Here is a 19,985-nt window from a genome sequence, read left to right as displayed (position 1 = left end):
GCAGCCGCTGGCATATAGGCTTCCCGCAGGCGGGTTCGTGCTGGAACATGGCGTATGTGTCGCCTATCGTGCCGTCGCCTAATGCGACACATTTGTATTCCACTACCTGCGACAATTGAGGCGATTACCATTGGATAGTCAGGATCGCATTGAGCAGTTCACAGCTACGCTGAGTGGAAACCTTCTGGCAGCAGATGACTTTATCGATTGGGATGCGGTCTCTCAAAATTTGCGTCTGCGAGCCAAAGAAGCCCGAGAACTTCAAGAGATTGTCGACAGTGGCCCTTTAACCCGGGAACGGCTCTTTAGCGGCCTTTCTCAGCATCCGCGCTGCTACACGATCATGCTAGACTTGTTGGCATTTAGCAGCAGCGGCACGCAAGTTGAGAAGTGGGGCTTGCCTTCAGAGGTCGAGCCCTCTCGGCTAGATTGGCTGGTCGGTCAGCTCCTCTATATCGGAATTGATAAGATGCTCGCACCCGGCACAAATGTCGGTGCGTCTCTACAGGTAGCCGAGGTCTATAAAGACGCAAATCGCCGCCGTTTTCGCGGCGGTAAGAAGCTTGACGAGCGAGTGCGGCTACTGGTCCGAAACGCTGTGAGCCAAGCAAACGAACATCTAGAGGAAAAGCTGTCCTTTGATGGAAGCGGGCTGTCTGACGCAGGCCTGCGAAGAGCGCTCTCGTATGTAATTTCGGTTGGGAAGAGGCCCCTTTTGGGGTTTGCGACGGTGTTCCAAAATCAGTCAGGTGGTCGTCAGTTGCGCGATTTGGCATACACCTATCCCAACCTTCAGCAGAGGTTATCCGAGCACGGCATCGCCCTCGTTCTCATTGCCGATGGGCAGGGTTTAAAGGAGGCATCTGACCGTACTTTAGGGCTTCTTTTTGAGGGTGTGCGGTACCCTATCAATCTTACTCAGGCGGCAGACGGTGGACTTAGGGACGCGTTGATAGAAGTTGCTACGGCTGAGCGGCCTGAAGCGGCCGATCAGGCGGCGCTCAACCGCCTAATCGAAGATCGTCTGAGGTTGGCTTTGTCAGTCGAAGCGGAAGCGCTGCCGGTCGGTCCAAATCGTGCTCGCTTGGCATTATCGGCCTACGCGGACGCAAGGCGACGTGCGTTCTTGGTGCTGTCGCCTACGGGCGAAAGATTGTCTTGGGGTAACGCGTCCTGGGTGGAGGCCGCTCGAAGGTTGAAGGTGCAGTTCAACCCCAAGGCCGCGCTCGATCTATTTGCGGAGATGCTTGGTTGCGAGGTGCTATCCGAAAGCGCGTTGCCGACTGAACTTTGTGCGGAAATGGTCGCGCCGCCGGTCGCGCCTTTCGGCGAAACCTTGCACATCACAGTTTCTCGTCAGCCGCTGGATGAAGCGCAGGCACGGGAGGTGGGGCGCCGGTCCTCGGAAATGACACCGTATTCAAATTTGGCCATTTATCTAACTCCGCATCCGATTTCCGATAGCCAGATTACACAACATCGGAAGGCACAGTCGATGCTCGCTGCAAATGTTATTGGCATTTCGGCTTCAGCGCTTGAGCAAATGGCGACCAACCGAGAACCGCTCAACCGGCTAATGGACGCTATTCTTACCCAATCGGATCTTACCAAAGTCAGCCCTTTCATCCTAAGCAACCCAACCACTGACCGAATGTTCTACGGTCGTGAAGCCGAGGCGGCGACGGTTCAAAGAACGCTGGCAACAAATAGCGTCGCAATTCTGGGAAGCCGCCGAATTGGCAAGACATCGCTAATTAGAAGGCTGCGCGAAAATCTGCGGATCTCCAATTTTCAGCCTTTCTTCGCTGACTGTCAGACGGTGAAGACATGGCACGATTTTGCAGAGCTGGCCCGCAAATCTTGGCAAGTTTCGTTGCCGCAAGACTTCCGGCCTCTTCACCTCAGTCTACTAATTGAGGAATTGCAGGGTAGGGGTGAAGGTCCGGTCGTGGTCATTCTCGACGAGATTGATCAACTCATTGAGTGGGATCAGAACCACTCTGACGATACGGTCCCGGAGGCCTTCTTTCGGTCGTGCCGCTCCATATCGCAGGCTGGCGCTGCGCAGTTCGTGTTTTCCGGCGAGCGCAGAATTGCCAACCGGCTTTGGGATGCGCAGTCCCCTCACTGGAATTTTTGCAGGCCGGTCCAACTTACCCAGTTGGGCCGAACGGACGCGGCCTCACTGCTGATTGACCCTCTTCGGTCGATGGGCGTCAAGTTGCCAGATCAGGCGAGTGCCGCAGAATTGGCGTGGGAGCGCACGAGCGGGCATCCTCAAATCGTCCAGTATTTAGGGGATCGGTTAGTTAGGCTTCTTAACGCGAGGGAGGACCGCCGCGACCTAGCCGTAAGCTCGAATGATATTGCCGAAGTCACTTCGACCACTGAGTATGCGCAGCACTATCTTACTACATATTGGGGGCAGGCTACGAAGTTTGAGAAGGCGGTTTCCGAAATCGTTGCTGCATCTGAAGGAACGCCAGTTGAGGTCCTCGGCCGCCTGCGTGAACTTGGCATTGAGGCTGATAGCGAAGCCCTGCTGAGCGCGTTGCGTATGCTTCAACTCTACGGCATCATTGCCGACGTCGATGAGAAAATCGCATTGCGAGCAACTTGGTTTCCGGATGCTCTTGCGCATTTTGGAAGCTTGTCAGTTCAATAATTCCGGGGGCGGATAATAATGACGCATCTTCACGGTCCGGTTCCGGTTGACGACGACTTTTACTCGGAACGTCCCTTCGAAGGCGATCTTATTGGCAACGTACAAGCTGGTCGTTGGGTATTGCTGTTGGGGCCGAGGCAGCACGGGAAAACTTCAGCGCTCATCCGGCTGAAGAGAAAGCTTCTCGACGTAGGTACTCGTGTAGCGAGCGTTGATCTGCAAACTCTTCCGCCGGTGACGACTTACGGCGAACTCGTCGCGTGGTTCGCCAATCGGGTAGCCGCAGAGTTTGGGGTTTCCGCTTCTATTGAAGCGGTAGATGATGTTTGTGAAGCGCTCGCGGTCGCAGTACCGGATGGCAAAGCGCCTATCGTAATCCTTGTCGACGAAGCATCAAACATCGGAAACGAGGATTGGCGTAACTCATTCTACGGTCAAATACGTTGGATCGCGACAGCGAGCGGCGATGTTCCTGACGATCATGTTGCTAAGCGACTGCGTTTCGTTTTCTCGGGAACTTTCCGTGTTGAAAAACTTGTTGCTGAGGCGAATTCACCTTTCAATACCTGCGAGGTTTTGGATACTACCGACCTCTCGGAAGCCGATATTCTGACGCTCGTTGAGAAGGCAGAGATTGCCAATTCCGAGTCTGTTGCTGAGCATATATTTTCTCAGGTTGGAGGTCAGCCGTTTCTCGTGCAGCGCCTGATTGACGATGTCTCAGGTGCTGAGGATATCGAGACGACGCTACAAGGCTCGTTAGACCAATTGCGGTCTGGCCGTCCTGAACATGTGCGACACTTATTTCGAAAGATACTAGCCGAGGAGGCGCTAGTTCGGATCGTTGGCCAGGTCGTGCAAGAGGGCTCAATCCCTTTTGCACCGGGAGATGATGATCAAAACTACCTTATAGTCTTGGGGGTGATGAAGATTGAAGCCCATCGGCTAATCTTTCGTAACGCCCTCTATCGGCATGTCGCATCGGTCAGTCCGCAAATTACACTCGCCCCTCAAGTGAGCGGCGGGGCGATAAGCGTGCTCTTCTCCATTCCCTCAGCGGCGTTCGCCGGGATGGCAAACGTGGAACTCCGGGAGATCGCTTTTTCGGCCCAAGCCGGAGCGGTCGGGTCACATCATGGCGGTGGTAATCGTCTCGCGTTGGCAGGCTATGGAACTGCTTTGGAAGCCTTCATTCTCGACTTTCTCTTGGCGAAGTCGCCAGCCGAAATTGCGACCGCCCATGCAGCTCGAATCCACGGCACCAATCAATCCGCCACAGACCCGAGCAATTGGAGTTTGGCAAACCTGATGCGGGGTGCGCGGGCAGTAGCTCAACAGAACAATCTCGACATTCCAGAGAATCTGCGGGAGTGGCGCAATCTCGTGCATCCGAAGTTGGCGCTTAACAATTACAAAACTGACGACCAATTCGTACCGGAGGTAGTTGCTGCCTCCGCATTGCTGGCGATGGTTCTTCGCGATCTTGTTTAGCTTTGGCTTTGCGTCATTGAGGCAGTCAGGCGGAAGGCCGAAAAAGTCCTACAGGGTCCGCTCGGCGGAGCTCTGGTGCCTTGCGGTGGGTACGGAGAGTTGGTACGGAACGCCCATCGGGCGGCGCGATAGAGCCTAGTAAAATCAATATCATAGAGATGGTGCGCGGCTATCCAGCCCTGTCCACCACTTTCCCCGCGGGGCACGGCCCGCGGTTCAGGATATCGCTGATGAAATGCCGGCCGCGAGCGCGGCCGGGCTCACGCCTGGGCGGCGCCCCGCTCCGGGGAATGCTTACGCTCGGCGGGTTCGCGCCTGGCGCGCGCTGTCTTTTCCTGCGCGGGCAGGAATTCTTCGGTTTCTTCCTCGGTGACACCTTCGGCATGTGTCTTGTGCACATGCTGCATCATCGTCGCCCATTGGCGGTACGAACCCATCTGCGACCCCTCGCTTTTCCCTGGTAACGAGGGGTCATAACGCAGGTGCGAACGGGATGACTCGCGAAATAAATCCTTAACGCGGCGCGAATCACGATTCCTTAATCAAGCACCGCCGCGACCAGCTGGCGGAAGGCATCGGCGCGGTGGCTCATCGCGTGCTTGGCGGCCGGCTCCATCTCGCCGAACGTCTCTTCATGCCCGGTCGGCAGGAAGACCGGATCATAGCCGAAGCCCTGGGAGCCGCGCGGCGGCCATACCAGGGTGCCGTCGACGCGGCCCTCGAACCATTCGACATGGCCATCGGGCCAGGCGAGCGCGAGCGCGCAGATGAAATGCGCGTCGCGGCCGGTTTCGGGCGGCAGCGCGGCCAGCTTGTCCTCGACCAGCTGCATCGCGACGCCGAAATCCTTGCTCGGGCCCGCCCAGCGCGCCGAGAAGATGCCGGGATCATTGTTCAGCGCCTCGACGCACAGGCCCGAATCATCGGCCAGGGCAGGGAGCCCCGAGAGATCCGCGGCCTGCAGCGCCTTCAGCTCGGCATTGGCGACGAAGGTGGTCCCCGTCTCCTCGGGCTCGGGCAGGTCGAGCTCGGCCGCGGAGACCGGCTCGATCCCGAACGGGCCGAGAAGCTCGCGAATCTCGCGCACCTTGCCGGCATTGTGGCTGGCGATCACCAGCTTGCCGGGCTGCAGTTTGCGGATCGCCTGAGGAGTGTCGCCTTCGCCGCTCATCCGATTGCCTTCACCTGTGCTTCGAAAATCTGGTTGCAGCCGATCCGCGCGAGGCGGAGCAGGCGGAGCAGCCCTTCCTCGTCATAGGTCGCGCCCTCGGCGGTCGCCTGGGCCTCGGCGATGTTGCCGTTCGACAGCAGGACGAAGTTCGCATCGGCGTCGGCGGCGCTGTCCTCGACATAGTCGAGGTCGAGGACCGGCGTGCCCTGATGGATGCCGCAGGAAACCGCGGCAACCTGCGCCGTGATCGGGTCTTCCTTGATCAGTCCCTGGGCCATCAGCTTGTTCACCGCGATGCGCAGCGCGACGAACGCGCCCGAGATCGCCGCGGTGCGGGTGCCGCCATCGGCCTGGATCACGTCGCAATCGAGCGTGATCTGGCGCTCGCCGAGCTTCTTGAGGTCGGTGACGGCCCGCAGGCTGCGGCCGATCAGGCGCTGGATCTCCTGGGTGCGGCCGGACTGCTTGCCCTTGGCCGCTTCACGCTGGCCGCGGGTGTGCGTCGCGCGCGGGAGCATGCCGTACTCGGCCGTGACCCAGCCCTCGCCCTTGCCCTTGAGCCAGGGCGGCAGCCGCTCTTCGACGCTGGCGGTCACCAGCACGCGGGTGTCGCCGAAGCTGATCAGCACCGAACCCTCGGCATGGCGGGTGAAATGCGGTTCGATGGTGATTGCCCGCATCTCGTCGGGGGCGCGGCCGGAAGGGCGCATCTGCTTCAGTCTCCTGCAAGGTTTGACGCGCCACGTAGACGTAACGGTTGGAACGCGCCAGTGTCGGCAGGCGATCCGTGTAGAGTGGCCGCAGGGAGAACAGGGTATGCGTAGGCTTGCAATCATCGGACTTGGGGCGCTGGCATTGTCGGGCTGCGTGAAGCCGAGTGGCGGTCCCGGCCCGGGCAAGCCGATCCCGATCGAAGGCGATTCGATCCGCTACGAGACCGGTCCCTGCTACGGGCGCTGCCCGGTCTATGCCGTCACCGTGCGGCCCGACGGCACCGGCGTGTTCGAGGGCAAGCGCTTCACCGCAGCGAACGGCGAGAAGCCGTTCAAGCTCACTCGCGCGCAATATGACGCTTTCGCCGCGACGCTGGCGCCCTATCGCCCGGAGAGCGGCGAGATCCGCTATGCGCCCGGCCAGAAGAATTGCGAGCCCGCAGCCACAGACGCCTCCAGCGTGAACGTCACCTGGACCCGCGCGATCGGCGACAGCCAGGGGCTGTACTTCTATTATGGCTGCCGCTCGGAAAAGAACCGCCCGCTCGGCCAGGCGCTTGGCGACGCAGTCGAGGGTCTGCCGATCCACGACCTGATCGGCGAGCGGCCCTGATTTTCCGGCCCACTTGCACCCCGGCGAAAGCCGGGGCCCAGGGTTTCTCTGCAGACTCGCTTGCGGCCCTGGGCCCCGGCTTTCGCCGGGGAACAGTTTGCGCAACCGCAGAGGTTGGCGTGTGGAAAGTGCACGCTACATAAGCCCCATGACCACCCCGCCGATCCGCGAACTGACCGACCGCGCCCGCGACGTGTTTCGCATGGTGGTCGAGTCGTATCTCGACACCGGCGCTCCCGTCGGCTCGCGCACGATCGCGCAGATCTCCGGCCTCAACCTGTCGCCCGCTTCGATCCGCAACGTGATGCAAGACCTGGAGGAGCTCGGCCTGCTCGCCGCCCCGCACACCAGCGCCGGCCGGATGCCAACCGAGACCGGCCTGCGCCTGTTCGTCGATGGCATGATGCAGGCGGCCGAACCCAGCGCCGAGGAGCGTGCCGCGATCGAGCGCAACGCGGCCGAGCGTGGTCCGGTGGAGGAAGCGCTGGCCGCAACCACCGCTGCGCTCTCCGGCCTCTCGTCCTGTGCCGGGCTGGTGCTGGTCCCCAAGGTCGAGCCGCTGCTGCGCTCCTTCGGCTTCGTGCCCCTGAGTCATGATCGCGCGCTCGCCGTGCTGGTCGGTGAGGACGGCTCGGTCGAGAATCGCGTGGTCGAGTTGCCCGGCGGCATGGACCCCTCGGCGCTCCAGCGTGCCGCCAACTACCTCTCCGCCACCTTCGCCGGGCTCACCCTCAGCCAGGCGCGTGCCCGGGTCGAGCGCGAGCTGGGAGCGCAGCGCGCTGCGCTCGACAGCGCGGCCGCCGCGCTGGTCGAGCGCGGCCTTGCCGTGTGGAGCGAGGACGGCGGCCGCCGCCCCGTGCTGATCGTGCGCGGCCAGGCCCGGCTGATCGACACCGCCGCGGCGGAGGATCTCGACAAGGTCAGCCAGTTGCTCGACCAGCTCGAAGGGCAGGAGGAGATTGCCCGCCTGCTCGATTCGGCACGCGAGGGCGAAGCGACGCGCATCTTCATCGGATCCGAAAACAAGCTGTTTGCGTTGTCCGGTTCGTCGGTGATCGCCAAGCCCGTCCGTTCGCTCGACGGGCGGGTGGTCGGCGTGGTCGGCGTGATCGGGCCTACGCGGTTGAACTATGCGCGCGTCGTCCCCATGGTGGATTTCACGGCGGCCACAATGGCCCGATTACTGGCCTGAACAGGGAAATATGACGGAAGAGAACAAGGTGACGGACACCCAGGAAGAAACGCTGCGCGCGGAAACCGCGGAGGGTGCGCCCGAAGTGGCCGAGCACGATCGCCTGGCCGAGCTCGAGGCGCAGCTCGCCGAGGCGAAGTCGGCAGTGATGTATGCGCAGGCGGAGACGCAGAATGTCCGCCGCCGCGCAGAGAAGGAAGCGCAGGACGCCAAGGCCTATGCCGCGACGGGTTTCGCGCGCGACGTGCTGTCGGTGGCCGACAACCTTACCCGCGCGCTGGCCGCGATCCCGGCCGAGCTCAAGGAAGACGAGAAGCTCAAGGGCCTGGTGACCGGCCTCGAGGCGACCGGCCGCGAGCTGGAATCGGTGTTCGGCCGCCACGGCATCACCAGGATCGTCGCGCTCGGCGAAGCGCTCGATCCCAATCGCCACCAGGCGATGATGGAAATGCCCAGCGCCGATGCGGAGCCGGGCACGATCGTGCAGGAAATCCAGTCAGGCTACATGATCCGCGACCGCCTGCTGCGCCCGGCGCTGGTCGGCGTGGCGAAGAAGCCGGACTGATCCCGGCGGACATCGCGAATCGAAAAGGCCGGGGCAATGCTCCGGCCTTTTTCTTGATATGCCCTTTGCCATAACAGTTCCCCGGCGAAAGCCGGGGCCCAGGGTTTCTCTGCCGTATCGCTTCGTTACCCTGGGCCCCGGCTTTCGCCAGGGAGCAGGATCTTCGTCGGCGGAGAGAGGGAATTAGACCCGCATGCCTGCGATCAGGATATCGATCAGCCGCCGCGCCGTATCCTGCCAGCCCGGCCCCGCGCTTGCCACGCCGGCGATCGCGCGCAGCAGGTCGATCGGATCCATGTCGAGCTTGATCTCGCCGCTCGCCACGGCGCGGTCGGTAAGCAGCGCGATCGCCTCGGGGGTGCCGCTGTTGCAGGCGGCATAGAGCGCGGCGGTGCCGCCGGTGACCGATCCGAACACCGCCGCCATGCCATATTTGGTGCCGAGATAGTCGACGAACAGCAGCAGCCATTGGCGCAGCGCCTTGACCGGCGGATGCGTCTCGATCAGCCTCGCCGCCGCATCCGCCAGCTGCATGGTCTCGTTGCGATAGACCGCCTCGATCAGCGCGTCGCGCGTCGGGAAATGCCGATAGAGCGTGCCGATGCCCACACCGGCCTCGCGCGCGATTTCCTCCAGGCTCGCACTCGGGCCCTTCTCGCCGAACGCCGCCTTGGCCGTGTCGAGCAGCCGCAGCCGGTTGCGCTCGGCATCGGCGCGCGGCTTGCGGGAGGAGGAATCGCCGGTTTCGGCCACGATTATGGGATCGTCCCTTGAAAAGCGGAGGATGCCTCCGTATTTATTTCCGGAGACGCCCTCCACTTAATATTTCCCAGGTCGCCGGGCAAGGGGCTCGCGGCCGATGGAGCCGTGCGTCCGCGTGACGGAGACAGGCAATGACCCAGGTTTTCAATGCAGCTTCCACCACCGACGATGTGCTCGCCGGCGTCGATCTCAGCGGCAAGCGCGTGCTTGTCACCGGCGTCTCGGCTGGTCTCGGCGTCGAGACGGCGCGGGTGCTGGCGGCGCATGGCGCGCAGGTAGTCGGCACCGCGCGCGATCTCGCCAAGGCCGAGCGTGCTACCCAGATCGTCCGCGATCAGGCGGCGAATGGCGGCAGCATCGAGCTGGTCGAACTCGACCTCGCCTCGCTTGCCAGCGTGCGTGCCGCGGCGGACAAGCTGGTCGCCGATGGCCGTCCGTTCGATGTGGTGATCGCCAATGCCGGCGTCATGGCCACGCCGCTTGGCCATACTATCGATGGCTTCGAAACCCAGTTCGGCACCAACCATCTCGGCCATTTTGTCTTCGTCAATCGCATCGCCGCGCTGATCAGGGATGGCGGCCGGCTGGTGAACCTTGCGTCCTCGGGGCATCGCTATTCGAACGTCGATCTCGAGGATCCGAATTTCGAGCAGACGCCGTACGATCCGATGGTCGCCTATGGCCGCTCGAAGACCGCGAACATCCTGTTCGCCGTCGAGTTCGACCGGCGCCACCAGGCACGCGGCGTCCGTGCCACCGCGCTCCACCCCGGCGGCATCCAGACCGAGCTTGGCCGCCATATCGGCGAGGACACGCTCGAGCAGGTGATCGCCCGGATCAATGCCGAACTCGCCGAGCAGGGCCAGCCGCCCTTCCAGTGGAAGACGATCCCGCAGGGTGCCGCCACCAGCGTCTGGGCAGGCTTCGTCGCGCCTGCCGGGGAAGTCGGCGCGCGCTATTGCGAGAACTGCCATGTCTCGCAGGTGACCGACGGCATCATCAACCCGGTCAGCGAGGGCGTACGCTCCTATGCGCTCGATCCGGAGAACGCCAAGGCGCTCTGGGCGAAGAGCGAGGAGATGGTCGGCGAGCGTTTCTGAGCCTCGCCGGAGCCGTTATTGCGAACATGACGGCTTTTTCATTTGAAATCCGCGGGCGAGGCGACCATCTCGCCCGTGGATGCACAACCGTGCACCCTTAACCGCCAGCTCCGAGAATGGGGTCATGTCCAGCAACGACCATAGTCGATCGACCGTGCCGTCCAGGGCCGCCGCGCTGAGCTGATCCGCTCACCTCCTGCGCAGCCGCCCCGGGCGGCCGGTCGGCAGTGAGGTGTATTATGAACGCAGCCATCCGTTTCCTCGCGGATCTTCGCTTCTTCGGCAGCGTGGGTCGCGATCCCAACGCGCTGTTCGACGAGCGGCTGACCTTTGGCGAGAAGCTCGCCGATCGGGTTGCCGCGGTCGGCGGCTCCTGGGGATTCATCATCGGCTTCGGCCTGTTCCTCGGCGCCTGGGCGCTGCTGAACACGGTCGTGCTCGCCGCGCATGCCTTTGATCCGTTCCCCTTCATCTTCCTCAACCTGATGCTGTCGATGCTTGCCGCGCTGCAGGCCCCGATCATCATGATGAGCCAGAACCGCCAGGCGGCGAAGGACCGGTTCGAGGCGCGGCTCGACTACGAGACCAATCTGCGCGCCGAGGCGCAGATCGACAGCCTGCACCACAAGATCGACCTGCTCACCGCCGAGATAGCACGGCTTTCGCGGGTCGATTGAAAACTACGCTATTGCTAGTCATTCGCAATAAAGGGTAAGGCGATTCCCACCCCGGAGATTCCGCTCCGGGGAAGGGGATCGCCTTTGTACCAGTTCCTGGATCGCTCCGCCGCCGAGCTTGCGCCCGTCGACCAGCTGTTGCTCCACGCGATGCGGCAATGGGTGGCGACGATTCGGGCCGGGCGCTGCCCGTGCAGCGTTCTCGGCCCGGTGCTGCGCGGGCGCGGACTGGTCGAGATGCTGCCCGATCTGAACATGGCGATGCTGCTCATCGAGCGCGAAAACCTGTCCCAACTTCGCTTCAAACCGCCCTTCTCGGCGGAAATAGGCGATGACGAGGCCTTGCTCCTTTCGCTGCATGCGCTAGCACGCGCCGGCGCGCAGCCGCGCGTCGACGCGGTCATCGAGCAGATCGTGAAACCCGAAGCGCGCCTTCCGCTCTCCGTGGCGGTGGCGCGTATCGCTGTTGCTTTCGCGCGTTGAAGTAAAATTACGTTGCAGCGCACCGTGAATTTGGAAAGAGCCGACCTCGTGAATATGCATGCCCGCCCGCCCATCGTCCTGCCCGAGCATCCCGCCTTCCAGACGGCTGCGGTGCGCTGGGTGAAACATTGGAACGAGCATCTGTTCAGCTTCGCGATCGAGCGTCCGGCCAGCTTCCGCTTCCGCGCCGGCGAGTTCGTGATGATCGGCCTGGAAGGCGAGGGCAAGCCGCTGATGCGCGCCTATTCGATCGCCAGCCCGACCTGGTCGGATGAGCTCGAGTTCCTTTCGATCAAGGTCGAGAACGGCCCGCTCACCTCGCGCCTTCAGCTGATCCAGCCGGGCGACCAGATCTATCTCGGCAAGAAGCCCACCGGCACGCTCGTCGCCGACGCGCTGCTGCCCGGCAAGCGCCTCTTCATGCTGTCGACCGGCACCGGCCTGGCGCCGTTCCTCAGCGTCGCGCGCGATCCGGACACCTATGAGCGGTTCGAGCAGCTGGTGATCGTCCACTCGACGCGCCGGGTCAGCGACCTCGCCTATCATGACGAGCTCACCGCGCAGCTGGCCAATGATCCGCTGGTGGCGGACCAGGCGCTGCTCCAGTTCCACTATATCCCTACCGTGACGCGCGAGCCGTTCCGCACCAGCGGCCGTATCGGCCAGCTGATCGAGAATGGCTGGCTGTTCAAGGCGCCGGTCCAGGGCCATCCCGAGCTCAACCCGGAAACCGATCGCATCATGCTTTGCGGCTCGAACGCGATGATCAAGGACTTCGCCCAGATGCTCGAGGGGCATGGTTTCGAGGAAGGCTCGAACGCCAACCCCGGCAGCTTCGTGCTGGAGCGCGCCTTCGTCGGCTGACGGGCGCTCCTTTGCGATCGGGGCCGCCCCGAGCGCGACCGGGACGGACGACAGCGTCACGACAGATCGCCTAAATGGCGCATCTGTGTGGCGGAGGAATTGCCGTGAAGTCTCGTCTGTTCGTTGTTGCCGCGGTGCTGGCGCTTTCCGCCTGCGGATCGTCCAACAAGGAGGCGAGCGCGCCGGGCGGCGATGATACTGCCGAACCGGGCGCGGCGGGCGAGATTGTGCCGGTTCCGGCAGGCGGCCTTTTCGAACTCCCCGCCGGCTTGTGGGAGCGCAAGGTTACTGCGCTTTCGGGCAAGCCGATGCCGGTCGAGCGCATCTGCATCGCTGACTCGGTCCGCGCCCGTGTGATCCCTCTTACCGAGGTTCGCCCATTCCTGTCGGACTGCAAGCTGCTGGAGCAGTCGGAGAAGACGATGTTCGGCGTGATCTTCCGCCTCCAGTGCAGCAAGCCCAAGGCAACGGAGGTGGGCGGTAACATCACCTTCAAGGACGGCGCGCTGACGACCGCGCTCACTATCGCGAACGGGGGCACCACACCGGCGGACCCGCTGCCGTCCAACGCGACGATCGTCTCCAGGCGCATCGGCGATTGCCCTGCGGGCATGAAGCCGGGCGACACGGCCGACCAGGGCGGCAGGATCACCGGTTCGATCGCGGGCTGATCGCCGCGGGGGGAGGTGACGGGGCGAGGCTTTCGCCCTATCTCCCCCACATGTCCAACCGCTTCGACAACGTCCCGAACCGCCGCACGCTGATAGACCGGCGCGGCGTCGCCGAGCGGTTGCACGCGCTGCAGGCCAAGGACGGCGCCAAGCTGCGCGCCGCGGGCACGAAGGAACTCAAGGCCGCGCTCGATGCCGGCCGTACCGAGATCGCCCGCCGCCTGGCCGAGCATCCCTCGCGCGGGCACGAGATCGCCGCTTCGGGCGCGTTCCTGATCGACCAGCTTTTGCGCCTGCTTTGGGACTTTACGGTCGAGCGCCTCCACCCCAATCCGAATCCCAGCGCTGCCGAGCGCATGGTGCTGATCGCGGTCGGCGGATATGGGCGCGGCGAGATGGCGCCGCATTCCGATATCGATATCGGCTTCATCACCCCGTGGAAGGTCACCGGTTGGTGCGAGCAGGTGATCGAATCGATGCTCTATTCGCTGTGGGACATGCAGCTGAAGGTCGGCCATTCGTCGCGCTCGCTCGACGACATGGTGCGCCAGGCCAAGGCCGATGTGACCGTGCGCACCGCGCTGCTCGAAGCGCGCTATGTGTGGGGCGATACCAGCCTCTATGACGAAGCCGCGGCGCGCTTCAAAAGCGAGGTTCAGGCCGATACCGCCCGCACCTTCATCGCCGAGAAGCTGGCCGAGCGCGAGGCCCGGCACAAGCGGATGGGCGACAGCCGCTATGTCGTCGAGCCCAATGTGAAGGAAGGCAAGGGCGGGCTGCGCGACCTGCACACGCTCTTCTGGATCGGCAAATACGCGTACAATGTCCGCGAGACCGGCGAGCTGGTCGAGAAGGGGCTGCTGACCAAGCTCGAATATCGCCAGTTCCGCCGCGCCGAGAATTTCCTCTGGGCGGTGCGCTGCCATCTCCACCTGATCACCGGCCGTGCCGAGGACCGGCTCACGTTCGACGTCCAGCGCGAGATCGCCGAGCGGATGCGCTATTCCGATCGCCCCGGCATGTCGAAGGTCGAGCGCTTCATGCGCTTCTACTTCCTCCAGGCGAAGGCGGTGGGTGACCTCACCGGCGTGTTCCTCGCGCATCTCGATGAGAAGTTCGCCGCGCGGGGCTCGCGCTTCGGCTTCCCCCAGCTCTGGCGGCGGCCGCGCAAGCTCAAGGGCTTCACGCTCGACCGCGGCCGGCTGGCGATCCCGCGCGACGATTATTTCCGCGAGGATCCGGTGCGGCTGATCGAGCTGTTCCAGCTCGCCGACCTGCACAAGCTCGAAGTGCATCCGCTGGCGATGCGCGTGGCGGCGCGGGACGCCAAGCTGGTCGACGATGTTCGCGACGATCCCCGCGCCAATGCGCTGTTCCTCGACGTGCTGACTTCGCCTCGCGATCCGGAAACGGTGCTGCGCTGGATGAACGAGGCCGGCGTGTTCGGCCGTTTCGTTCCGGACTTCGGCCGGGTCGTCGCGCAGATGCAGTTCGACATGTACCACCATTATACGGTCGACGAGCATTCGATCCGGGCGATCGGCCTGCTTGCCCAGATCGAGAAGGGTGAGCTGCGCGACGATCATCCGCTCGGCACCAGCATCTTCAAGCAGATCGCCCAGCGCCGCGCGCTCTATGTGGCGGTGCTGCTGCATGACATCGCCAAGGGGCGTGGCGGCGATCACTCGATCCTGGGTGCCGAAGTCGCCGAGCGCTTCTGTCCGCGCCTCGGCATGAGCAAGGCCGAGACCGAGACCGTCGCCTGGCTGGTCCGCTGGCACCTGCTGATGTCGGCCACTGCGTTCAAGCGCGACCTGAGCGACTTCAAGACGATCCTCGACTTCGCCGGCCATGTGCAGAGCGCCGAACGGCTGCGCATGCTCCTCCTCCTCACCATCGTCGATATCCGCGCGGTGGGGCCGGGCGTGTGGAACGGCTGGAAGCGCCAGCTGCTCGCCGATCTGTTCGATGCGGCGGAGGAAGTGCTCCGCCTTGGCCACAAGCAGAAGGGCCGCAACGAGCGCATCGCCGCCAAGCAGGAAGAACTCACCCAGGCGCTCGGCTGGGAAGGTACCCGCATGGACGCCTTCAAGAAGCGGATGACCGAGAGCTACTGGATCGCCGAGCCGTCCGACGTGCTCGAGCGCAATGCGCGGCAAGTCGATGCTGCGGGGCAGGCGCAGCTCTCGGTGGAGGCGCAGGTCTATCCCGAGCGCGGCGCGACGCTGGTGACGGTCTATGCCGCCGACCATCCGGGCCTGTTCTATCGCATCGCCGGCGCGATCCATGTCGCCGGCGGCAACATCATCGACGCGCGCATTCATACGACGCGCGACGGCATGGCGCTCGACAATTTCCTGATCCAGGACCCGCTCGGCCGCCCGTTCGATGAAGAGGCGCGGCTCAACCGGATCAAGACAACGATCGCCGATGCGCTGGCCAATCGCGCCAAGCTGCAGGATCGCCTGAAGGCCAAGCCGTTGGTCCGGCCCCGTGCGGAAGCCTTTGCGATCGAAGCGAATGTGCTGATCGACAACAACGCGTCGAACCGCTTCACCGTGATCGAGATCAACGCGCGCGATCGGCCTGCTTTGCTCTGCCACCTTGCCTATGCGCTGTTCCAGTCGAAGGTGACGATCCATTCGGCGCATGTCGCCACCTATGGCGAGCGCGCGGTCGATACCTTCTATCTGACCGATCTGATCGGCGATAAGATCGAGAGCAGCGGTCGGTTGAAGACCATCGAGCGCCGCCTGCTCGAAGCTGCGACGGGTGACGGTACGGTGGCGGAAGCCGCCTGAGGAAAGGGGATCGGGAATGCCGGTTGTCGGGTTTGGAGGCTTCTTCTTCCGTGCGCAGGACCCCGAGGGGCTCAAGGCCTGGTATGGCGAGGTGCTGGGTGTCGGCGGCGGCTTCGGCAAGGACGAGAGCGGGCAGTCCAGCCCCTGGTTCTGGCATCCCGAGCCGGGTGGGGTCGTGTTCGAGCCGTTCAAGGCGACGACCGACTATTTCGCGCCCGACAAGAGCTACATGCTGAACTTCCGGGTGCGCGATCTCGACAGCCTGCTTGAGCAGCTCAATGCCCGCGGCATCGAGATCGTCACCAAGGACGAGTGGGACACGCCCGAGACTGGCCGTTTCGCCCGCATCCACGATCCCGAGGGCAATCCGATCGAGCTTTGGGAGCCGCCGGCGCAATAAGCGCCCGGCCGTCATCCTGGCGAAAGCCGGGACTCAAGCGATGGCGGGGCTTGCAATGTAGGATTTCGCCTGCTGGGCTAGCGCGGTCCTGGTCAGCCCGGGCCGCTCTTTAAGTTGTTGGAAAAATAGGATCTCGCGCGCGCAAGGAACTTGCGCGGCGGCCGCTGAAAACCGGTTCTTGGCCTGTACTTTGTGTACTTCCGTTTCGGTGCAAAGCGCTACAGGTCGCGCAATTCCAGCCGCCGCAGCAATTGGGCGAGCTTGTCGGCCTCCTGCTGTAGTGCCGCGGGCAGCCCCTCGCGAATCGTCGGCGGGGTCACCGTGACCTGCACCAGGTTGTTCGCTTCGATCGGGTCGCCGCGCAGGTCGTACATCTCCCATTCCTGCGGCTCGTGGCCGGAAGGATCGAAATAGCGAACCAGCTTGAACTCGTGGGTGCGCACCGCGCGGACATGGTTGGGTTGCTTCACCGGCCCGCGCCGGAGCGAGACCGGCCCCTTGCCATCGCTGCCGTGAATTACGCTGTCGACCACGTCGAGATAGACGTCGAACTCCTCATAGCTGTGCCGCCCCTGCGCGGTGCGGGAAAGCGGCAGCGGCGCGGTGATGTCGTCGTCGGTGATGAACAGCACGCCTTCGCGCTCCTGTCCGTCGGGCTCGACGATCGGCGTCACCGCGATTTCGCCCTTGGTGGCGACGCCGGTGATGATCGCCGAAAGGTCGACACCGGGCAGCGGCGGCACCGGGCGGCTCAGCGCCAGCTTCTGGCTGATCGCGTGCCGCTCGTCCGCGCTGACCCCGGCAAGGCCGAGGATGGTCGGCAGGATGTCGATATGGCTGGTAAGCCCGTCATATTGCGCGGGCTCCGGCGCGACGACGTCCTGGCCCAGGTCCCGCCCACCCTTGGGGAACTGCACGACCACCGGCACGTGCAGCGCTTCCTGATAGGCAGTGTACCATTTCTCGATCATCATGCCGTGCGCCGCGGCATATTCGCCGTGATCGGTCAGGAACACGACGATGGTATTGTCGGCCTGGCCCGATTGCTCGAGCGCGTCGAGCACCGCGTTGATGTGCTGGTCTACGACCGAATGCAGCCAGGCATAGAATTGCAGGAACTGGACGCAATTCGCGTCCGGCCCGCCCTGATCCTCGGTGGCGAGCTGGAAGGGAATGCAGCTCTTCAGCGACTGCTGCAGCGCGAGCCGCTTGCGCCGCGCGGCGGCCTTCTCGGGATCGAGCGTCGGGTCGAGGTCGTGCTGTTCGAGCCAGTTCTCGCCGGCGGCGACCAGCCCATTGACGATGTTGAACCCGCCCTTGGCCGCCAGCGCGAGCCCGACCTTGTAGGCGGCCTCGTGCTGCGCGCTCGGCTTGGTCGAGAGATCCTCGTTCTGCGTGGGCGAGGCGCGGGAACATTCCTGCGGGAAGTCGAGCGGATTGAGCGGAATCCGCATCGATCCGGCGATGGGGGCGGGGGTCTTCTGGTGCTTGCCGGGCACGGTCAGCGGCCCGAAGATCGACTGGGTGCCGCGCTTGTTCTGATGGTCCGGCAGCGCCTGGGCGATCACACCGGGATAGGTGGCGATGTCGTGCGGGTTGGTGAACGAGACCACCGCGAACCAGGGCGGGATGCTGTCCACGTCCGGACCGGTCGAGGCCGGGTCCTGCACCGCCATTTCGGCCGACACCCGGTTGTAGTTGAGCGCCAGCCCCTGGCGACGGAGGAAGCTGCAGGCGCTGTCGGTGAAGCCGGTGTCCCGGTAGATTCCCAGATTGTTGGGCTGGGCGCCGTGCGGCTCGGGATAGCTCTCTTCCCAATCGTCGAAGCCATAGCGTTTCAGGCTGTGCTCGGGTGGGTTGGAGACGTGCCACTTGCCGAAATAATGGGTCGAGTAACCGGCCTCGCGCATCCAGCTGCCCAGCGTCGGGATGCCGTCGGCGTCGAGCCAGGGGAAGTTGGGCGAGTCGCCGTTCTTGAACAGCCCGTCGGTCTGGGTGACGCCGGTGCGGGTGCCGTACTGGCCGGTGTAGATCACTGCGCGACTTGGTGTGCAGGCCGAGGCGGCGATCGTGTGGTTGCGCAGCACCACGGCGTTTTCGCGCAGCCGCAGCAGCCCGGGGAAATATTCGGCATAGCGGTTATGCGTGCCGATCTCGCCCTGGAAGCCCAGTATCTCCTTGAGCTCCGCGTCGAACCCGCCCTCCGCGCCATAGGCGAAGCGGGGGAAGCGATACTGGTCACAGGTGATGAGCAGGATGTTCGGACGCGCGGTAGCGTCCCCGGCAGTGCTGGTCGCCATGATTCCTCTCCCCAAACTGGGCGCGAGGATGCTTCACGGCCGTGCAGCCTTCAACGAGGGATGGCACCGTTATCGAGGTGTCGGCGCTTGCCAGACCCGGACAAAATCGACGTCCATCCGGGACGGGAAGGCATCGTCATCGATGCCCTTCTGCCCGCCCCAGCCGCCCACGGCGACGTTGAGGATCAGGTACTGGGGTTTGTCGAACGGCCAGGTCGCGGAATCGCGCTTATGGTCATTGTCGAAGCGCATGAAGGCGCGGCCATCGACTCCGATCAGGATGCGATCGTTGGTCCAGTCGAGCTGGTAGGTGTGGAAGGCGGTGCACGCATCCGCAAGCAGCGTATTGGCGCCGCGCTGGGTGTGGATGGCGTGATTATAGGCCTTGGTGTGGATCGTGCCGTGGACCCGGCCTTCGTCCCAGCCGACATGTTCCATGATGTCGATCTCGCCGAGCGCAGGCCAGCCGGCCTTGCCGTCGATGCCGAGCATCCAGATCGCCGGCCAGACGCCGCGCCCGCAGGCGAGCCTGGCCCGGACCTCGACAAAACCATAGGTCCATTCGGCGATGCCGGCGGTGACGAGCTTGCCCGAGGCATAGTCCTGGCCGCCGAAATCGGGCTTGTCGGCCAGCCGTTCCTTGCGCGCCTCTATGACGAGATGGCCCTTCTCGATCCGGACATTCTCCGGCCGGTCGGCGGCATAATATTGGAGCTCGTTGTTGTACCAGCCCGCCTTGTTGCGGCTGGTATCGTAGCGCCACTTGGCGGGATCGGGCGCACCGGGCCGGTCGAACTCGTCGGCCCAGACCTGGCGATAGCCGGCGGGCACCGCCATCGGCTCGCTGGCTTCGGAAGTGGTGGAAGAGGCGGCGGTCTGTGCCGCTGCCGGGAGGGGAAGGGCGGCGAGGGCCGCGATCAGCAGCCCTCGCGCCTTGTGCATCACTTGGGTGCCAGCACCATCAGCATCTGGCGACCTTCCATGCGCGGATAGGACTCGACCTTCGCGTCCTCGGCGCAGTCTTCCTGCACACGCTTGAGCAGGATCATGCCGAGCTGGCCATGGCTGAGCTCGCGGCCACGGAAGCGCAGGGTGACCTTCACCTTGTCGCCTTCGCCGATGAACTTGTGGATGGCCTTCATCTTCACGTCGTAATCGTGATCGTCGATGTTCGGGCGCATCTTGATCTCTTTGATCTCCTGCGTCTTCTGGCTCTTGCGCGCGAGGTTCGCCTTCTTCTGCGCCTCGTACTTGAACTTGCCGACGTCGAGGAACTTGGCAACGGGCGGGTCCGCGTTGGGCGACACTTCGACAAGGTCGAGCCCAAGCTCCTGCGCCTGTTCCATCGCCTCGCGCGTGTACATCACGCCGAGATTCTCGCCCTCATGGTCGATCACGCGGACCTTGGGCGACTGAATGAATTCGTTAAACCGCGGACCGTTCATCGGCGGTGCCACCATCGAGCGGCGATTCATGGGCGGACGTATACGACTTGCTCCTGTTGTTGCAGACTCAGG

Annotated in this window: 19 protein-coding genes; 12 read left to right on the top strand and 7 right to left on the bottom strand. The window is 63.6% G+C overall.

Annotated elements, in window-relative coordinates; genetic code table 11:
- Positions 1–130 precede the first annotated feature (130 nt).
- Both HNP52_RS21285 and HNP52_RS21280 read left to right on the top strand, forming a co-directional pair.
- A complete protein-coding gene (locus HNP52_RS21285) occupies positions 131–2,665 on the top strand; it encodes a DpnII family type II restriction endonuclease (RefSeq protein ID WP_184170409.1) in 2,535 nt (844 codons plus the stop codon).
- A gap of 18 nt (positions 2,666–2,683) precedes the next feature.
- The gene (locus HNP52_RS21280) at positions 2,684–4,156 is read left to right on the top strand and encodes an AAA-like domain-containing protein (protein ID WP_184170406.1); all 1,473 of its coding nucleotides are present in this window, start codon (positions 2,684–2,686) and stop codon (positions 4,154–4,156) included.
- A gap of 260 nt (positions 4,157–4,416) precedes the next feature.
- Here the strand turns inward: HNP52_RS21280 and HNP52_RS21275 are convergent, their stop codons facing one another.
- The 3 genes from HNP52_RS21275 to rph all read right to left on the bottom strand — a co-directional run bounded on the left by HNP52_RS21275 (position 4,417) and on the right by rph (position 6,037).
- The gene (locus tag HNP52_RS21275; RefSeq protein ID WP_184170403.1) at positions 4,417–4,593 is read right to left on the bottom strand and encodes a hypothetical protein; all 177 of its coding nucleotides are present in this window, start codon (positions 4,591–4,593) and stop codon (positions 4,417–4,419) included.
- Between the two features lie 101 nt (positions 4,594–4,694).
- Positions 4,695–5,327 (bottom strand): RdgB/HAM1 family non-canonical purine NTP pyrophosphatase, encoded by a 633-nt coding sequence (rdgB, locus tag HNP52_RS21270; RefSeq protein WP_184170400.1) that lies wholly within the window; start codon positions 5,325–5,327, stop codon positions 4,695–4,697.
- Complete coding sequence (gene rph, locus HNP52_RS21265) at positions 5,324–6,037, bottom strand: ribonuclease PH (protein WP_184170397.1); 714 nt, start codon at positions 6,035–6,037, stop codon at positions 5,324–5,326. Before rph ends, rdgB begins: the two co-directional genes overlap by 4 nt.
- Positions 6,038–6,143: 106 nt before the next feature.
- Here rph and HNP52_RS21260 point away from each other — a divergent pair, with 106 nt between their 5' ends.
- From HNP52_RS21260 to grpE, 3 genes are all read left to right on the top strand, one after another.
- Entirely contained in the window at positions 6,144–6,653 is a 510-nt protein-coding gene (locus HNP52_RS21260) for a DUF6438 domain-containing protein (RefSeq protein WP_184170394.1), read from the top strand.
- A gap of 148 nt (positions 6,654–6,801) precedes the next feature.
- Complete coding sequence (hrcA, locus tag HNP52_RS21255) at positions 6,802–7,845, top strand: heat-inducible transcriptional repressor HrcA (RefSeq protein ID WP_184170393.1); 1,044 nt, start codon at positions 6,802–6,804, stop codon at positions 7,843–7,845.
- A gap of 10 nt (positions 7,846–7,855) precedes the next feature.
- Positions 7,856–8,410 (top strand): nucleotide exchange factor GrpE, encoded by a 555-nt coding sequence (grpE, locus tag HNP52_RS21250; RefSeq protein ID WP_184170390.1) that lies wholly within the window; start codon positions 7,856–7,858, stop codon positions 8,408–8,410.
- Positions 8,411–8,593: 183 nt separating this feature from the next.
- Here grpE and HNP52_RS21245 read toward each other — a convergent pair whose 3' ends face one another.
- Positions 8,594–9,163 carry a TetR/AcrR family transcriptional regulator gene (locus HNP52_RS21245; RefSeq protein ID WP_221416587.1) on the bottom strand — a complete coding sequence of 190 codons (570 nt, stop codon included), beginning with the start codon at positions 9,161–9,163 and terminating at the stop codon, positions 8,594–8,596.
- Between the two features lie 140 nt (positions 9,164–9,303).
- Between HNP52_RS21245 and HNP52_RS21240 the strand changes: the two genes are divergently transcribed.
- The 7 genes from HNP52_RS21240 to HNP52_RS21210 all read left to right on the top strand — a co-directional run bounded on the left by HNP52_RS21240 (position 9,304) and on the right by HNP52_RS21210 (position 16,168).
- Positions 9,304–10,272, top strand: coding sequence for an SDR family NAD(P)-dependent oxidoreductase (locus HNP52_RS21240; protein WP_184170388.1), 969 nt, complete (start codon positions 9,304–9,306; stop codon positions 10,270–10,272).
- A 239-nt stretch (positions 10,273–10,511) separates the two neighbouring features.
- A complete protein-coding gene (locus HNP52_RS21235; protein WP_184170386.1) occupies positions 10,512–10,949 on the top strand; it encodes a DUF1003 domain-containing protein in 438 nt (145 codons plus the stop codon).
- A gap of 84 nt (positions 10,950–11,033) precedes the next feature.
- Positions 11,034–11,432 carry a hypothetical protein gene (locus tag HNP52_RS21230; RefSeq protein WP_184170384.1) on the top strand — a complete coding sequence of 133 codons (399 nt, stop codon included), beginning with the start codon at positions 11,034–11,036 and terminating at the stop codon, positions 11,430–11,432.
- 54 nt (positions 11,433–11,486) lie between these two features.
- Positions 11,487–12,296, top strand: coding sequence for a ferredoxin--NADP reductase (locus HNP52_RS21225; RefSeq protein ID WP_184170745.1), 810 nt, complete (start codon positions 11,487–11,489; stop codon positions 12,294–12,296).
- Positions 12,297–12,400: 104 nt separating this feature from the next.
- Positions 12,401–12,967, top strand: coding sequence for a hypothetical protein (locus tag HNP52_RS21220; RefSeq protein WP_184170381.1), 567 nt, complete (start codon positions 12,401–12,403; stop codon positions 12,965–12,967).
- Between the two features lie 50 nt (positions 12,968–13,017).
- Positions 13,018–15,768 carry a [protein-PII] uridylyltransferase gene (locus tag HNP52_RS21215; protein ID WP_184170378.1) on the top strand — a complete coding sequence of 917 codons (2,751 nt, stop codon included), beginning with the start codon at positions 13,018–13,020 and terminating at the stop codon, positions 15,766–15,768.
- Positions 15,769–15,784: 16 nt separating this feature from the next.
- Complete coding sequence (locus tag HNP52_RS21210; RefSeq protein ID WP_184170375.1) at positions 15,785–16,168, top strand: VOC family protein; 384 nt, start codon at positions 15,785–15,787, stop codon at positions 16,166–16,168.
- A gap of 218 nt (positions 16,169–16,386) precedes the next feature.
- Here the strand turns inward: HNP52_RS21210 and HNP52_RS21205 are convergent, their stop codons facing one another.
- The 3 genes from HNP52_RS21205 to infC all read right to left on the bottom strand — a co-directional run bounded on the left by HNP52_RS21205 (position 16,387) and on the right by infC (position 19,943).
- On the bottom strand, positions 16,387–18,468 hold the full coding sequence (locus tag HNP52_RS21205; RefSeq protein ID WP_184170373.1) for a sulfatase-like hydrolase/transferase: 2,082 nt from the start codon (positions 18,466–18,468) through the stop codon (positions 16,387–16,389).
- A 69-nt stretch (positions 18,469–18,537) separates the two neighbouring features.
- A complete protein-coding gene (locus tag HNP52_RS21200; protein ID WP_184170371.1) occupies positions 18,538–19,410 on the bottom strand; it encodes a family 16 glycosylhydrolase in 873 nt (290 codons plus the stop codon).
- Positions 19,410–19,943 (bottom strand): translation initiation factor IF-3, encoded by a 534-nt coding sequence (gene infC, locus HNP52_RS21195; RefSeq protein ID WP_184170369.1) that lies wholly within the window; start codon positions 19,941–19,943, stop codon positions 19,410–19,412. The genes HNP52_RS21200 and infC overlap by 1 nt, the downstream gene beginning before the upstream one ends.
- Positions 19,944–19,985 lie beyond the last annotated feature (42 nt).

This window comes from Sphingomonas kyeonggiensis, from assembly GCF_014204495.1.
Lineage (GTDB): Bacteria > Pseudomonadota > Alphaproteobacteria > Sphingomonadales > Sphingomonadaceae > Sphingomonas > Sphingomonas kyeonggiensis_A.
Note: the sequence above shows the minus strand (reverse complement) of the source record. Positions and strands in the feature narration are given on the sequence as shown.

What these genes read in the sequence shown, in the direction of transcription:
- HNP52_RS21280 (WP_184170406.1), top strand. Translation starts at nt 2,684, where the DNA reads ATGACGCATCTTCACGGTCCGGTTCCGGTTGACGACGACTTTTACTCG.
- HNP52_RS21275 (WP_184170403.1), bottom strand. Translation starts at nt 4,593, where the DNA reads ATGGGTTCGTACCGCCAATGGGCGACGATGATGCAGCATGTGCACAAG.
- rdgB (WP_184170400.1), bottom strand. Translation starts at nt 5,327, where the DNA reads ATGAGCGGCGAAGGCGACACTCCTCAGGCGATCCGCAAACTGCAGCCC.
- rph (WP_184170397.1), bottom strand. Translation starts at nt 6,037, where the DNA reads ATGCGCCCTTCCGGCCGCGCCCCCGACGAGATGCGGGCAATCACCATC.
- HNP52_RS21260 (WP_184170394.1), top strand. Translation starts at nt 6,144, where the DNA reads ATGCGTAGGCTTGCAATCATCGGACTTGGGGCGCTGGCATTGTCGGGC.
- hrcA (WP_184170393.1), top strand. Translation starts at nt 6,802, where the DNA reads ATGACCACCCCGCCGATCCGCGAACTGACCGACCGCGCCCGCGACGTG.
- grpE (WP_184170390.1), top strand. Translation starts at nt 7,856, where the DNA reads ATGACGGAAGAGAACAAGGTGACGGACACCCAGGAAGAAACGCTGCGC.
- HNP52_RS21240 (WP_184170388.1), top strand. Translation starts at nt 9,304, where the DNA reads ATGACCCAGGTTTTCAATGCAGCTTCCACCACCGACGATGTGCTCGCC.
- HNP52_RS21235 (WP_184170386.1), top strand. Translation starts at nt 10,512, where the DNA reads ATGAACGCAGCCATCCGTTTCCTCGCGGATCTTCGCTTCTTCGGCAGC.
- HNP52_RS21225 (WP_184170745.1), top strand. Translation starts at nt 11,487, where the DNA reads ATGCATGCCCGCCCGCCCATCGTCCTGCCCGAGCATCCCGCCTTCCAG.
- HNP52_RS21215 (WP_184170378.1), top strand. Translation starts at nt 13,018, where the DNA reads ATGTCCAACCGCTTCGACAACGTCCCGAACCGCCGCACGCTGATAGAC.
- HNP52_RS21210 (WP_184170375.1), top strand. Translation starts at nt 15,785, where the DNA reads ATGCCGGTTGTCGGGTTTGGAGGCTTCTTCTTCCGTGCGCAGGACCCC.
- HNP52_RS21205 (WP_184170373.1), bottom strand. Translation starts at nt 18,468, where the DNA reads ATGGCGACCAGCACTGCCGGGGACGCTACCGCGCGTCCGAACATCCTG.
- HNP52_RS21200 (WP_184170371.1), bottom strand. Translation starts at nt 19,410, where the DNA reads ATGCACAAGGCGCGAGGGCTGCTGATCGCGGCCCTCGCCGCCCTTCCC.
- infC (WP_184170369.1), bottom strand. Translation starts at nt 19,943, where the DNA reads ATGAATCGCCGCTCGATGGTGGCACCGCCGATGAACGGTCCGCGGTTT.